The following is a 13634-nucleotide window of genomic DNA, read 5'->3' on the forward strand; positions in this document are numbered from 1 at the left end:
TGCCCGCACGCAGACACAGGGTTGAGCAGACCATGCCGGGCTTGAAGCCCGGCCGGAAAGTCAGTTAGACAGGCTGTAAACGTATGCAGCCAGGATCTGGATCTGATCGCCGGATAGGCGACCACCCTGAGCGGGCATCTGGTTCTGGCGACCGTGCAGAACCGTCTGTTTGATCCACTCGTAGTTGGAGCCATACAGCCAGATGTTGTCTGTCAGGTTGGGAGCGCCAAGTGCTTGCATGCCCTTGCCTTCGGGGCCGTGGCAGGCTACGCAGGCCTGGGCGAATACGGCTTGGCCGGCTTCGGCCGCAGCAGCGTCTTTTTCTCGACCACTGAAACTCAGAACGTAGTTGACCACTTGGTCGACCTGTTCGTTGGTCATGTTCGGCATTACACCTTTCGCTGGCATATTGCCCATTCGACCGTTGTGCAGGGTTTCCAGGATAGCCTCGGGTTTGCCACCCCACAGCCAGTCGTCATCGGTCAGATTGGGGAAACCAACCTGGCCGCGAGCAGCAGAGCCGTGACAAACAGAGCAGTTGTTGGCGAACAGACGTTGGCCAATCTTGAGCGCATCTCCGTTCTTTGACAGCTCTATTACCGGTGTCTGACCGTATTGCGCAAAGATTGGACCGTACTTCTCGTCAGCTGCGGCAATTTCTGCCTCCCACTGATTGGTCGATGTCCAGCCAAGCAACCCCTTGTAGTTGCCCAGGCCCGGGTAGAGTGCCAGGTAGCCGAGGGCAAAGATGCAGGTAGCTGCAAACAGATAAAACCACCACTTAGGCAATGGATTATCATACTCTTCGATGCCATCGAAGGAATGACCCATAGTGCGGTCGGTTTCTGAATCGGTGGTCTGGCTTTTACGAGTGGCAAACAGCAGCCACCAGCAGCCGAAGACGGTACCGAGCACGATCACACTGATCCAGATGCTCCAGAAGGTACTCATTGTTTTTTCTCCGTTTTTTCCTGTGCAAGAGTACGCTTATCCACCTCGTCATCGTCGAACGGAAGGTGGGCAGCTTCTTCGTTTGCCTTTTTACGATGAGCGCTGAAAGCCCACCAGATGATGCCGATAAAAACCGCCATCACTAAAAGGGTATGAATGCCGCGTAACTCGTTAATATCCATCAAATCACCGTTTGTCTGAAAGTACGGTACCCAGCTGCTGCAGATAGGCGAGCAGGGCCTCGATTTCAAACTTGCCTTCCAGTTGATCAGCTGCACCGGCGATCTGCTCGTCAGTGTAGGGCACACCCAGCGTCTGCATGGCGGACAGCTTGGCTGCGGTACCGTTATGATCTACCACATCTTCGAACAGCCATGGGAAAGCAGGCATGTTGGACTCAGGAACCACGCTGCGCGGGTTATACAGGTGCTGGCGTTGCCAGGCATCTGAATAGCGGCCGCCAACACGGGCCAAGTCCGGCCCCGTGCGCTTGGAACCCCACAGGAACGGGCGATCGTATACGAATTCGCCCGCGACGGAATAGTGGCCGTAGCGCTCGGTTTCTGCGCGGAACGGACGGATCTGCTGGGTGTGGCAGACATGACAGCCTTCGCGAATGTAGATGTCACGGCCTTCCAGTTCCAGCGCTGACAGAGGCTCAAGACCGTCAATGGGTTCGTTGACGCTCTTCAGGAAGAACAGTGGAACCACTTCGGCCAGAAAACCACCACTGATGGTCAGGATGATCAGCACGATCATCAGACCAATGTTCTTTTCAACTATTTCGTGTTTCATCTGGTCTCTCCGTTAAGCTGCCTGAACTGCTGCGTGGTCTTGGGCAGCCGCTTCTTTCTGGCGCACGGTCATATAGAAGTTATAGGCCATAATCAGCATGCCGGTGAGGAAGATAACGCCGCCGAGGAAGCGCACAAAATAGCCCGGGTAGGATGCCTCAAGAGCTTCCACAAAGCTGTAGGTAAGGGTGCCGTCTTCGTTAATGGCTCGCCACATCAGGCCCTGCATGATGCCGTTGACCCACATTGCAACGATGTACAGTACGGTACCGACTGTCGCCAGCCAGAAGTGCACGTTGATCAGGCTGGTGCTGTACATGTCCTTGAGACCCCAGAGTTTGGGAATCAGGTGGTAAATCGCACCGATACTGATCATCGCAACCCAGCCCAGAGCGCCGGAGTGCACGTGCCCTATGGTCCAGTCTGTGTTGTGGGACAGAGCGTTCACTGTCTTGATAGACATCATCGGGCCTTCAAAGGTAGACATGCCGTAGAACGACAGGGAAACCACCAGAAAGCGGAGGATGGGGTCGGTGCGCAGTTTGTGCCATGCGCCGGACAGGGTCATCATACCGTTGATCATGCCACCCCAGGACGGAGCAAGAAGGATCAGAGACATGACCATACTGGCAGTCTGGGCCCAGTCTGGCAGAGCCGAGTAGTGCAGGTGGTGGCCACCGGCCCATACGTAGGTAGCGATCAGTGCCCAGAAGTGCACGATGGACAGACGATAGGAATAAACCGGGCGCTCGGCTTGTTTGGGAACGAAGTAGTACATCATGCCAAGGAAGCCGGCAGTGAGGAAGAAGCCTACGGCGTTATGGCCGTACCACCACTGCATCATCGCGTCAGTAACGCCGGCATAAGCCGAGTAGGACTTGAAAGCACTGACCGGCAGTGCCAGGTTATTCCCGATATGCAGTACGGCGATGGTAAGAATGAAGGCGCCGTAGAACCAGTTGGCAACGTAGATGTGTGGAGTGCTGCGCTTGGTAATGGTGCCAAAGAACACCAGAGCGTAAGTAACCCAGACTACAGCAATGGCGATATCAATTGGCCACTCCAGTTCTGCGTATTCCTTGGTGCTGGTCAAACCCATCGGCAGGGTAATTGCTGCTGAAACAATAATCGCTGTCCAGCCCCAAAAGGTAAAAGCCGCAAGTTTGTCAGAAATCAGGCGTGTCTGGCAGGTTCGCTGAACCACATAATATGATGTCGCAAACAGGGCACTACCACCAAAACCGAATATAACGGCGTTGGTATGCAATGGTCGGAGGCGACCAAAATGGGTGAACGGCAGATCGAGGTTGAGGGATGGCCAAACCAGTTGTGCTGCAATCAACACGCCCAGTGCCATGCCAACAATACCCCATACCACTGTCATGATGGCGAACTGTCTCACCACCTTGTAGTTATATGTCAGGTTCGGATTTTGTGTGCTCATAGCCTTACCAATGGGTTCAGAGTGGGGAATTATGCGGGCGCAAGTATGGACAAACCATTAGCGGTTTGCAATGACACGGATCAATTCCTGATATCCATCAAATGCGCCCGAATCAGCAGCATGGCGTCCTTTCGAAGCGCTTTGCAAGCTGAGTTTCTATGATAGCCCCAGAGTTGTTCAAGTTGAACTTGGCAAAATTAATCCAGAACAAAAAAAACGCGGCGTTGAGTCGAAAGTAATTGCACTATGTTCCGGCAATAACGGTTTGATTGCGCCCTCGGGCCTTTGCTTCGTAGAGCGCGCTGTCTGCACGCTCGAAAAGCTCCTGTTGATCTTCGCCGGGCAGCAGCGAGGCAATGCCCGCGCTCAAGGTAATGCCCGCCCTCGCGCCGTCCGGGGCGGTCACAGCCGTGGTGTGCAAGTCCTTTAACAGAGCTTTGCATACTTTTTGCGCGCCGGCAGTGTCTGTGCCGGGAAGCAGCAAAGCAAACTCTTCACCGCCAAAACGTATCGTGATATCCCTTGGGCGTTTCACATGACGAGTCAGAATGTCTGCAATCAGTTGCAGGCAGGTATCGCCAAAACTGTGCCCCCAGGTGTCATTGATAATCTTGAAGTGATCGGCGTCTACCAAGGCAATTGTGAGGGGCTGGCCGGTTCTGCGAGCTTCTGCGCAAAGCTCGGGCAGAACGTTATCCATATGGCGCCGGTTGTACAGTCCGGTAAGCTGATCGTTAAGGCTTAGGGTCGCAAGCTTGCGATTGGCGTTCTCCAGCTCCCGCATGGTGGAGCGTAACTGAGCGGTACGTTCGTGCACCCGGTACTCCAGTTCGCTTCGGGCGGCTTGCTCTGCTTCAAGCAGTTTGTTGTTCAGGAGTCGCCAACGTTGAACCATTGCGTAGTTGAGCAGGATGACCTGGCCGCCGACCACCACTTGCATGAGCGATTCCCGGGCCAGGAAGTCACTCAAATACCCGAACGCCGCTGAAGCATAAATCAGCGCTCCGGCAGCCATGACCATCCAGGCCAGAACATACCATTTTGCCGGTTGGTAGCCTTGACGCCACCGGCTTATGGCGATGATCGAAAGGATGAATATTGTGGTTAGCCCAAGCGCTGTATTGAAAAGGATCGCCTGACTGTATGGAAGTATCAGAGTCAAGCCGGTAACGCCGGCGCAGAGCCAGATCATGACTCTCAGAGTTTTGTCCGCAAGGGTGTGCTTCGTTACCTCAAGAAATGAACGCCCGAACAGGATCATTGCGAGAGTGCACAGCAATAGCGAAAACGGAATGGCGGTGTTTGCAAGTTCGGGGCTGGAGGGCCATAAATACTGGTTTGCAAAGCCGCCCATGGCAAACAGGAAAATCCCCAAGGCCCCCATATAAAAGGCGTTGTGCAGGTAATAGGCTGTTCTGGAGCTGAAGAACAAAAAGAGGTTAAAAATGGCAAGCACCAGTACTGTGCCGTAGAACAGGCCGTGTGTAAGGGTCAGGTGATTGCTCCCGGCAATCAGCTCCGAGGGTGTTTCCAGTCGCAGTGGAATATTCAGGGCGCCGCTACTGCGTATGCGTATTGTGACCGAAAGGGTTTCGCCACTGGCGAGTGCCAGCGGTAGCAGGAAATACCGGTAGTCTACCGCCCTCGAACTAAATGGTTGTTTGTCACCAGTTACAAGCGTGTCGCCGGGGTCGTCGCCCTGCCAGAATGTGACTTCATCGAGGAGGGGGTAATTGAGGCTCAGATACCAGAGCCTGCGCTCACGTTCATTGTTGCTGAGGTTCAGGCGGATCCAGTAAACCGAGCGGGTTTGGCTGAAGGCCAGTTCGTGCCCGAGGGATGGCGTCCATTTGAAGTCTTCCGGCAGTTCACCAGGGTAGGCTGCGTCGTGGCCCGGGTAGCCTGGTGATGCCTGGTGGAAACACACATAGTGCATGATTGACTTGCGCGCCAAGGCGTCGGTCGCGTCGAGCACCGGGCATTCCGTGCCAGGCACTGCTGCGTTCACGAATGTTGGTGCGGCAACAAAGTAGCAGGCCAGGAGAAAAAAAAGCCGTGCGAAAAATGACATCAGACGCTTCCACAGACATTAAAGTCTGGGAGTGTAGCGAAGGTATACAAACTGTGCTGTTAAACAGTTTGAAATTATGCGAGTCGTCACAGGTTGAACGTGTTGCGGTCAAACACCGCTCTGTTCAAGTACTGTTATGGTTTCATCCTTGTCCATCATCGGAACCAGTTCGGCCATCAGGCTGCGACGGTCGTCGGACTGGTGCCAACGGTTCCAGTCGGCTTCGGAGCGCCAATTGGCAAGGGTAATCCGGTGATTGGGGTCGTGACTGTCTACCAGCGTTTCCCCGGAAATAAATCCCGGAGCTGCCACTGCCCGTTGCAGAACCCTGCGAGAGCGTTCCTCATAAGCAGTTTCAAGTGTTTCGGCTATATGGCGTTCAATCAGAACCCGGATCATGCAAACCTCCAGATGTTTTAATGGTATAAACAGTAATTTAGCACGTATTTCTGAAAAATCAGATCGAATAGAAGGAGACGCTTTATGACCGCTGTCGAATACGATGCCGAGCTGGATGCATGCGGACTGTTCTGTCCGGAGCCTGTCATGTTGCTTCACAACCGCATCAAGGATGTAGACCCGGGAAAAGTCCTCAGGGTTACTGCAACAGATCCCTCAACAACTCGCGATGTGCCCAGGTTCTGCCAGTTTCTGGGGCATGAGCTGGTCAGCCATACAGAGCAGGGCGACCGTTACATTTACCTCATACGCCGCGGCGTCTGAACCGGTCTTCCCCTGGGTTTAATGCTTTGCAGGTGTTCAGATAGCAGGGCTCAGACCGTTGATGTGGTTCATGAACTGGTCCCGGTCCATCTCGCCCAGAACCCGCTGGCTTACCATCTCTTCACCGTTGGTGTCATAGAACAGAATGGCGGGTGGTCCGAACAATCCCAGGCTGTCCAACATCGCCTGTTGGGCCGGCGTGTTGTCTGTCAGATCGAGCTGCAGCAGCGTGAAGGGACTGAGTGCACGAACCACTCCGGCATCACTGAATACGTTGCGCTCCATGACTTTGCAGGAAATGCACCAGTCTGCGTAGAAATCCAGCACAATCGGTCGGCCCTGTTGCCTGGCCTGCAGCAACATGGACTCAATTTCGGACGGATTCTCCACCCGCGTGAAATCTGCATGGCGTGTGTCAGAGGCGGCGACGTTGCCTGATGACCCGGCAGGGATGGATTTGGCGACGAACGGGTCCAGTGGGGCGAGCGGGTCGTTGGCGCCGGCAACTGCTCCTGCGAGCAGTGCCAGGCCGTAGGCGAAAAAGATCAGCCCCAGGCCTTTCCGGGTGCGCTCCCAACCAGCTTTGGCTGTATCAAACGCCCCCAATTGCACGCCGGTTATGGCAATCAGAATGCCCCAGAGCGTCAGGCCAAGCCAACCTGGAACCAGGCGCTCAATCAGCCAGATGGCGACCGCTATCAGCATAACGCCATAAAAGTGTTTGACGGTGGTCATCCAGTGCCCGGTCGTTGGCAGAAGCGTTCGCCCACCAACGGCCACAAGAATAAGCGGGATGCCCATGCCCAACCCAAGAGCGAAAAGGGCAATTCCGCCGATCACCGCGTCCTGTGTAGTGGATATATAAAGCAGGCTGCCCGCAAGCGGGGCAGATACACAGGGCGATACAATCAGAGCGGAGAGGGCGCCGATGCCAAAAATGCTGACAACCCGTCCACCGGTGAGCCGCTGGCTTGCGTCATTCAGCGGCTCGCTGACGAAGCGGGGGAGCTGAATTTCGAACAGGTCAAACATGGAAAGAGCAAACACGACAAACATCAGTGCGAAAACGCCGAGCACCCACGGTGACTGAAGCTGTGCCTGCAGGTTGAAACTTGCCCCGAGAAGCCCCGTAAGAACGCCTGCTCCCGCATACGTAAGTGCCATTCCCAATACATAGCTGCCTGAAAGCAGCAGGGCGTGCCCGGTTGTGCGTGTGTTCTGCCCGGACACCAGGGAAGAAATGATTGGAATCATCGGCAGCACGCAAGGTGTAAAGGTCAGGCCCAGACCGAGCAGGAGAAAAACACCGGCAATCACCAGAGTTGACTGTTCTGAGAGGAAGCCGGCAAGCCCGGTTGCAGAGCTGGTATCCGCCCGGGGGGGGTTGCCGCTTTGGCCGGCTTCGCCCTGACTGCTTTTCTGTGAACCAGAGCCAGAATCCTGGCTCTGGTAAAAGAGCACCTCGCGGGTCTGGGGCGGGTAGCAAAGACCGGCTTTTGCGCAGCCCTGATACGTTACTTCAAACCGGGCTTCGCGAATATTGTCGGGCAGAGTTACCGGGATTCTGGCCTCTACAGGATCGAAGAAAACCGTGGTCTTGCCAAAATAATCATCCTCGGTTTCGGTCCCTGAACTTGAGAACTCAGGGGCGCCAGCGCTTACGCCCTCATCCAGAGCTTTTACGCTGATACGGTCCCGATACAGGTAATGCCCGGGTGTTATGTCCCAGAAGAGCACAACCGCATTGCCCTCAGTGCTATGGCTGAACGGAAGTGCTTCATCCACCGGTAGAAACTGACTGCCTTGGCCCCCGAAAAGGGAGTTGCTACTGCCGAGCGCCCAGGATGCATTTGCTACTGCCAGCAGCAATGTCAACACGAAAAAAAGGCTGAATGGCCTCGTGAGGCGGCGGGTGCTGCCGGATGTAGTGGATAGAGCTCTCATGGAATGCGTAGTTTCCCGGTTTATGTCATGTTAAAGAGGACAGGCGGCGATGTCGGACGAGCAGCCTGTCCGGTAATGTTCAGGGAACCAGTGGACACAGTGGCCCAGCGAAAGTTCCCTCTGGCATTGGGCGCCTTAAAGTCGCACAATAGCTTCCCAATGAATCACAGTACAAACGATCTTATCATGCTGTTTAATGACCTTTTCCGGGAAGCTTTCCGGACGACTCTGGTCAGAGGCAGCGAAGAACCTGAATACCTGCCTGCAGGCAGCACCAGAGAACTGGCGCAGATTGTTTTTGCCCATGGCTATTATGCCAGTGCTTTGCACGAAATAAGTCACTGGTGCGTTGCAGGTGAGCACAGGCGCACACTTCACGATTATGGTTACTGGTACTGCCCGGACGGCCGGACACCTGCTCAACAGCGAGCGTTTGAGCAGGTTGAAGTAAAGCCACAGGCTATCGAATGGCTGTTTTCAGTAGCCGCCGGCTCGCGCTTTCACGTAAGCGTGGATAACCTGTCCGGAGAAGGCGCGTCTGACGACGGTAGCTTCCGGTGCAGGATGCTGGATCAGGCAGAAGACTACCTGGCCAGAGGTCTACCGCAGCGGGCACAGTCCTTTTTTGATACGCTGAAATCGTTTTATGGAACCGGAGATACCTTCAGAGCAGCCTGGCAAGATGATGTCGGGCGTGTGGTTCCGCTATATTCCGCAAAAGAACATTATGAGGCAAACTGAGACTCCATGACATCTGACCCAAAGCACACCGGCGATCTGAGATTCAGTGATCTGAATCTGGACAAGCGCCTTTTGGACGCCATTGCTGCCATTGGTTTTGAATACTGCACCCCGATACAGGCAGAAACTCTGCCCTGGACACTGGCGTGTGAAGACCTGATTGGCCAGGCCCAGACCGGAACTGGTAAAACGGCGGCGTTTCTTATTACAGCCATCCAGAGCCTGCTGGAAACACCCATACCGGAAGGCGACCGCTTTGCTTCTGAGCCCCGCGTTCTTGCGCTGGCGCCAACCCGCGAACTTGCCATGCAGATTGCCAAGGATGCCGAGGAGCTTTGCAAGCACACTGGCCACAAGGTCGTGACCGTGGTGGGTGGCATGCACTACGACAAACAGCGTGAACAGTTGCACAATGGCATTGTCGATATTCTGGTGGCCACCCCCGGCCGTCTTATCGACTTCCTGGGCTCACAGGATGTGTTCCTTGACCAAATCGATATTCTCATCCTGGATGAAGCTGATCGAATGCTCGATATGGGCTTCATCCCGGATGTGAAACGCATTATCCGTAAATGTACCCCCAAGGATGAGCGCCAGACGTTGCTGTTCAGTGCGACGTTCAATCAGGACGTTCTCAACCTTGCGTCTATGTGGACGAATAACGCCGAATTTGTGGAAATAGAGCCGGAGCAGAAAACCGCTGAGCGGGTTGAACAAACGGTCTATCTGGTAGGCGACGATGAAAAACTGCCAGTGCTGGTGAATTATCTGAAGCGTCCGGAAGTAGACAAGGCGCTGGTATTTGCCAATCGACGTGACCAGTGCCGGGATCTTGAAGAGGATCTTCGCAATCAGGGCGTTAAGGTTGCTCTGATGTCGGGTGAAATTGCCCAGAACAAGCGGTTGAAAACCCTGGAGCAGTTCAAGGAGGGCAGCATACAGGTGTTGGTTGCAACCGACGTCGCCGGGCGAGGTATCCATGTAAATGGTGTAACCCACGTGTTCAATTACAACTTGCCGGACAACGCTGAAGACTACGTTCACCGTATCGGTCGTACAGGCCGCGCGGGAAAAACCGGTGTTTCTGTCAGTTTTGCGGGCGAAGATGATTCATTTGGCCTTCCCGCTATTGAGTCCTATATCAACCAGAAGCTCAAAACGGCAGTGCCGGAAGAGGCATTGATGGTCGAAATGGATAACCCGCCCATTACCCGTAAGCGCGGCCGTCGCCCATCGCAGGGGCAGGGCGGACGCGGTCCGGGTGGTCGTAGCCCACGGCCACGCAGGAACTGATACGGCGGGAGATTATTATGTTGATCGTCGCAGATGAGAACATTCCGCTGGTAGAGGCGTTTTTTGGGGATGTCGGTGAGATCCGGCGTGTCTCCGGCCGTACCATGAGTGCCGGAGATGTCCGTGACGCCGATGTGCTATTGGTTCGGTCGGTCACCCGGGTAAATCGAGCGCTACTGGAAGGTAGCCGTGTGCGCTTCGTAGGAACCACAACGATTGGAACCGATCACGTCGATCTGGGCTGGCTTGAGGAAAGCGGGATCCGTTTTTCGGCAGCACCCGGTTGCAACGCCAACAGTGTTGTTGAGTACGTGCTGTCGGTTTTGTCCCTCTATGCAGAACGTTGCGCTCTGAATGATTGGTCGCGGCTCACGGTAGGTATTGTGGGGGTTGGGAATGTGGGTGGTGAGCTCGCAGAAAAACTCGTTCGCATAGGCTTCAGCGTCAAACTTTGTGATCCGCCCAGGGCAGAACATGAGCCAGAAGGTGCCAACACCTTTGTTGATCTGGATGAAGCCCTTGCGTGTGACGTAGTTTCGCTACATACACCGTTGACCCGCGATTCTGCACATCCCACATTTCACATGATCGGGACGCAAGAACTTGCGGGGCTGAATGCTGAACAGCTTCTGATCAATGCCGGGCGAGGCGAAGTGATAGACAGCGCAGCGTTGTGCGACAGGCTGGGGCATGCCAATGCGCCGCTGGTCGCTCTTGATGTCTGGGAGCAGGAACCCCGAATCAACCCGGAACTGGTGGACAGGGTCTGGCTGGCCACACCTCATATCGCAGGCTATAGCCTTGAGGGCAAAGTCCAGGGAACAGAGATGATTTACCAGGCGATAAGCAAGTTTCTTGGGCTGCCTGCACGCAAGCAGGCGGGGCAATTTCTGCCCGAGCCTGCCCTCAGCAAAGTCTCATTTACCAGCTCAGCGGATGAGCGTGCGGCTATCCGGGTAGCGTTACGAGCCTGCTATGATCCGAGACAGGATGATGGGCGCCTGCGCCACGCTATGAGGGCCCCGACAGACGACGAGCGCGGTGCAGCTTTTGACCGCCTGCGGCGGGATTATCCAGTACGGAGGGAATGCTCCAGCCTGAAAGTACAGCTGAAAGGCACGAGTAAGTCCCTGCAGGACAGTTTTCGTGCCATTGGGTTCAAGCTAAAAATCTGAGCGCGCTAGTGTGGCCGATTTAATGGCCCTACCTGCTCGTAAAGAGTGTGGCGTGAACCGCACGGCCGATACGCACGGAATGACGGCTTTTCAGTGCAGTGCGAACCAGATGGATGTGACTTGATAGGTCTTCCTGCAAAGAGGGTGGCAAGAGTGTGCCTGCCGGCTCCTCTGACCCTCTAAGCTCCTGCACGAGAACGTCAGGTGCTGGCGAGCTCAGGCGGATAAATGCTTCCTGTGTAAGAATTGCCTGATCCAGAGCCTCTTGGCGAATGGTGTCCACATAGCGCAGAAAACCTTCTTCGGCCAGCCAGATCAGGGCACCAAAACAGGCCATATGACGTTTACTGTGCAAACCGAATTCATCTGGTTCGTCCGGGCCGGCAATATCCTCTACAAACAGGTCTACACGCCTTGGAAAAGCACTATAAAGCTGCACCAAGGCGACGGCTGCGTCTTTGTAGAACTCTTCAACGTGAATGTCAGCCATGAGCGAATTCCTTTTTGCTTGTGCCTTTACTGACTGTATTTGGTCAGGAAATTCCCCAGTCGGCCCATCGCATCTTCCAGCGCGTCTTTGCGGGGCAGGAATACAACCCGGAGGTGCTGCTTGTCATCAATGTTGAATGCAGAGCCCTGAACAAGAAGAATTTTTTCCTGTAGCAGAAGATCGAGGATCAGTTTCTCATCATTAAAGACCGGGAATTTTTTGGGGTCGAGCTTGGGGAAAAGATACAAGGCGCCCTGGGGCTTCACACAGCTTACACCGGGGATGTCGTTCAACATTCGCCAAGCGGTTTCCCGTTGCTCGTAAAGCCGCCCGCCCGGCGCAACCAGGTCATCGATTGACTGGTAGCCGCCCAGAGCTGTCTGTATGGCCAGCTGCGCTGGGACGTTGGCACACAGGCGCATGTTGGAAAGCATGTCGATGCCTTCAATCAGGTCTTTGGCCCGGTGCTTGGCGCCGCTGATGATCATCCAGCCTGAACGGTAACCTGCGGCACGGTAATTTTTGGAGAGCCCGTTATAAGTGAAAAATAGCACGTCATCCGCCAGAGACGCCGTGGACACGTGCAGGGTGCCGTCATAAAGGATCTTGTCGTAGATCTCGTCGGAGAGCACGATCAGATTGTGCTTGCGCGCCAACTCAATGACCTGTTCAAGCAGTTCCTGGCTGTAAACCGCACCCGTGGGGTTGTTTGGGTTGATCAGCACAATGGCGCGGGTACGACGGGTTATCTTTTTACGGATATCATCGATGTCCGGAAACCAGTTCTGTTCCTCATCGCAGTGGTAGTGCACGGGCTTGCCGCTCGAGAGGGTCACGGCTGCCGTCCAGAGAGGGTAGTCCGGCGCCGGAATAAGTACTTCATCACCGGTGTTGAGCATGGCCTGCATGGACATGACGATCAGTTCGCTGACACCATTGCCCAGGAAAATATCGTCAATATCGACTTTGTCGATGCCCCTTTGCTGGCAGTAGTGCATCACCGCCTTGCGGGCCGAAAACAGGCCTTTTGATTCTACATAGCCCTGAGCCTGGTGCATGTTGTAAATCACGTCCTGCTGGATCTCTTCGGGAACATCCAGCTCAAAAGCGGCAGGGTTGCCGATATTTAGCTTCAGCACCCGGTGGCCTTCCTCTTCCAGGCGGCGAGCCTCCCGCATCACTACGCCACGTATTTCATAACACACGTTATCCAGCTTGGCGGATTTGTAGTAGTTGTGCATAAGACCCGGGCTTCCTCAGTCAGTAAACGTAAAACAGGCACCTGCGGTTCAGGCAAGCACTATTCTAGCGGAGCAGCAGGCCACGGCAACAGGGGAATTGTGATGAATTATGGTGCGTTAGCGTTATATTCCGGTATTCCATGGCCAATAAACCGATTGCGTGCGTCCGCTTTCCTGTATAGTCTTTAATTAAATTGTGCACAATATAACGGTGCAAAATTCTAATTCTGCCTGTCGTGTGCAGGTAATCATGGCTCTGCTAAGGAGAAACCTGTGGCCAGTAATTCGGTTTATGACTTCACTGTTCGGGACATCAAAGGTAATGAAAAGAAGATGGCCGATTATCAGGGCCAGGTGTTGCTGGTTGTCAACACTGCCAGCAAGTGTGGCTTCACTCCGCAGTTTGAGGGATTGCAGTCTTTGCACAAAGAACTCGGGGAGCGGGGGTTGGAGGTTCTCGGGTTTCCCTGCAACCAGTTCATGAACCAGGATCCTGCTGATGACGATGCCATCAGCCAGTTCTGCACCCTGAATTACGGTGTGGACTTTGCCATGTTTTCGAAGGTTGATGTTAACGGAGAGCATGCCCACCCTTTGTTCCAGTTCCTGAAGGCGGAGGCAAAAGGGCTTCTGGGTTCCGAGAAGGTAAAGTGGAACTTTACCAAATTCCTGATAGGTCGCGATGGAACCGTGGTGCGCCGTTATCCGCCAACGACAAAGCCTGAAGACATCAAGGCAGACATTGAAAAGCTTCTGTCGAGCTGACC

Annotated in this window: 14 protein-coding genes; 5 read left to right on the forward strand and 9 right to left on the reverse strand. The window is 54.6% G+C overall.

Annotated features, from left to right (window positions below; translation table 11 throughout):
* Positions 1–60: 60 nt before the first annotated feature.
* The 6 genes from ccoP to BUA49_RS09915 all read right to left on the reverse strand — a co-directional run bounded on the left by ccoP (position 61) and on the right by BUA49_RS09915 (position 5659).
* On the reverse strand, positions 61–951 hold the full coding sequence (ccoP, locus tag BUA49_RS09890; protein WP_072796971.1) for a cytochrome-c oxidase, cbb3-type subunit III: 891 nt from the start codon (positions 949–951) through the stop codon (positions 61–63).
* On the reverse strand, positions 948–1133 hold the full coding sequence (locus tag BUA49_RS09895; RefSeq protein WP_072796972.1) for a CcoQ/FixQ family Cbb3-type cytochrome c oxidase assembly chaperone: 186 nt from the start codon (positions 1131–1133) through the stop codon (positions 948–950). Before BUA49_RS09895 ends, ccoP begins: the two co-directional genes overlap by 4 nt.
* 4 nt (positions 1134–1137) lie before the next feature.
* The gene (gene ccoO / locus BUA49_RS09900; RefSeq protein WP_072796973.1) at positions 1138–1746 is read right to left on the reverse strand and encodes a cytochrome-c oxidase, cbb3-type subunit II; all 609 of its coding nucleotides are present in this window, start codon (positions 1744–1746) and stop codon (positions 1138–1140) included.
* Positions 1747–1758: 12 nt separating this feature from the next.
* Positions 1759–3189 carry a cytochrome-c oxidase, cbb3-type subunit I gene (ccoN, locus tag BUA49_RS09905; protein WP_072796974.1) on the reverse strand — a complete coding sequence of 477 codons (1431 nt, stop codon included), beginning with the start codon at positions 3187–3189 and terminating at the stop codon, positions 1759–1761.
* A gap of 244 nt (positions 3190–3433) precedes the next feature.
* Complete coding sequence (locus BUA49_RS09910; protein ID WP_072796975.1) at positions 3434–5260, reverse strand: sensor domain-containing diguanylate cyclase; 1827 nt, start codon at positions 5258–5260, stop codon at positions 3434–3436.
* A gap of 108 nt (positions 5261–5368) precedes the next feature.
* Positions 5369–5659, reverse strand: coding sequence for an antibiotic biosynthesis monooxygenase family protein (locus tag BUA49_RS09915; RefSeq protein WP_072796976.1), 291 nt, complete (start codon positions 5657–5659; stop codon positions 5369–5371).
* Between the two features lie 84 nt (positions 5660–5743).
* Between BUA49_RS09915 and tusA the strand changes: the two genes are divergently transcribed.
* The gene (tusA, locus tag BUA49_RS09920; RefSeq protein WP_072796977.1) at positions 5744–5983 is read left to right on the forward strand and encodes a sulfurtransferase TusA; all 240 of its coding nucleotides are present in this window, start codon (positions 5744–5746) and stop codon (positions 5981–5983) included.
* 36 nt (positions 5984–6019) lie between these two features.
* Here tusA and dsbD read toward each other — a convergent pair whose 3' ends face one another.
* Positions 6020–7927 carry a protein-disulfide reductase DsbD gene (gene dsbD / locus BUA49_RS09925; protein ID WP_072796978.1) on the reverse strand — a complete coding sequence of 636 codons (1908 nt, stop codon included), beginning with the start codon at positions 7925–7927 and terminating at the stop codon, positions 6020–6022.
* Between the two features lie 186 nt (positions 7928–8113).
* On the opposite strand from dsbD, the gene BUA49_RS09930 reads away from it, so the two are divergent.
* From BUA49_RS09930 to pdxB, 3 genes are read left to right on the forward strand one after another with little or no spacing between them, the layout of a single operon-like run.
* The gene (locus BUA49_RS09930) at positions 8114–8668 is read left to right on the forward strand and encodes an elongation factor P hydroxylase (RefSeq protein WP_407656674.1); all 555 of its coding nucleotides are present in this window, start codon (positions 8114–8116) and stop codon (positions 8666–8668) included.
* A gap of 6 nt (positions 8669–8674) precedes the next feature.
* Positions 8675–9961 carry a DEAD/DEAH box helicase gene (locus tag BUA49_RS09935; protein ID WP_072796979.1) on the forward strand — a complete coding sequence of 429 codons (1287 nt, stop codon included), beginning with the start codon at positions 8675–8677 and terminating at the stop codon, positions 9959–9961.
* Between the two features lie 17 nt (positions 9962–9978).
* Positions 9979–11136, forward strand: a complete 1158-nt coding sequence (gene pdxB / locus BUA49_RS09940; RefSeq protein WP_072796980.1) for a 4-phosphoerythronate dehydrogenase PdxB — start codon at positions 9979–9981, stop codon at positions 11134–11136.
* Positions 11137–11164: 28 nt separating this feature from the next.
* Here the strand turns inward: pdxB and BUA49_RS09945 are convergent, their stop codons facing one another.
* Both BUA49_RS09945 and BUA49_RS09950 read right to left on the reverse strand, forming a co-directional pair.
* Complete coding sequence (locus BUA49_RS09945) at positions 11165–11626, reverse strand: hypothetical protein (RefSeq protein ID WP_072796981.1); 462 nt, start codon at positions 11624–11626, stop codon at positions 11165–11167.
* Between the two features lie 26 nt (positions 11627–11652).
* Entirely contained in the window at positions 11653–12867 is a 1215-nt protein-coding gene (locus BUA49_RS09950) for a pyridoxal phosphate-dependent aminotransferase (RefSeq protein WP_072796982.1), read from the reverse strand.
* A gap of 273 nt (positions 12868–13140) precedes the next feature.
* Between BUA49_RS09950 and BUA49_RS09955 the strand changes: the two genes are divergently transcribed.
* Positions 13141–13632: a glutathione peroxidase gene (locus BUA49_RS09955; RefSeq protein ID WP_139248758.1), complete on the forward strand. Its 492-nt coding sequence runs from the start codon at positions 13141–13143 to the stop codon at positions 13630–13632.
* Positions 13633–13634: the final 2 nt, after the last annotated feature.

The sequence above is a fragment of the Marinobacter antarcticus genome, from assembly GCF_900142385.1.
Lineage (GTDB): Bacteria > Pseudomonadota > Gammaproteobacteria > Pseudomonadales > Oleiphilaceae > Marinobacter > Marinobacter antarcticus.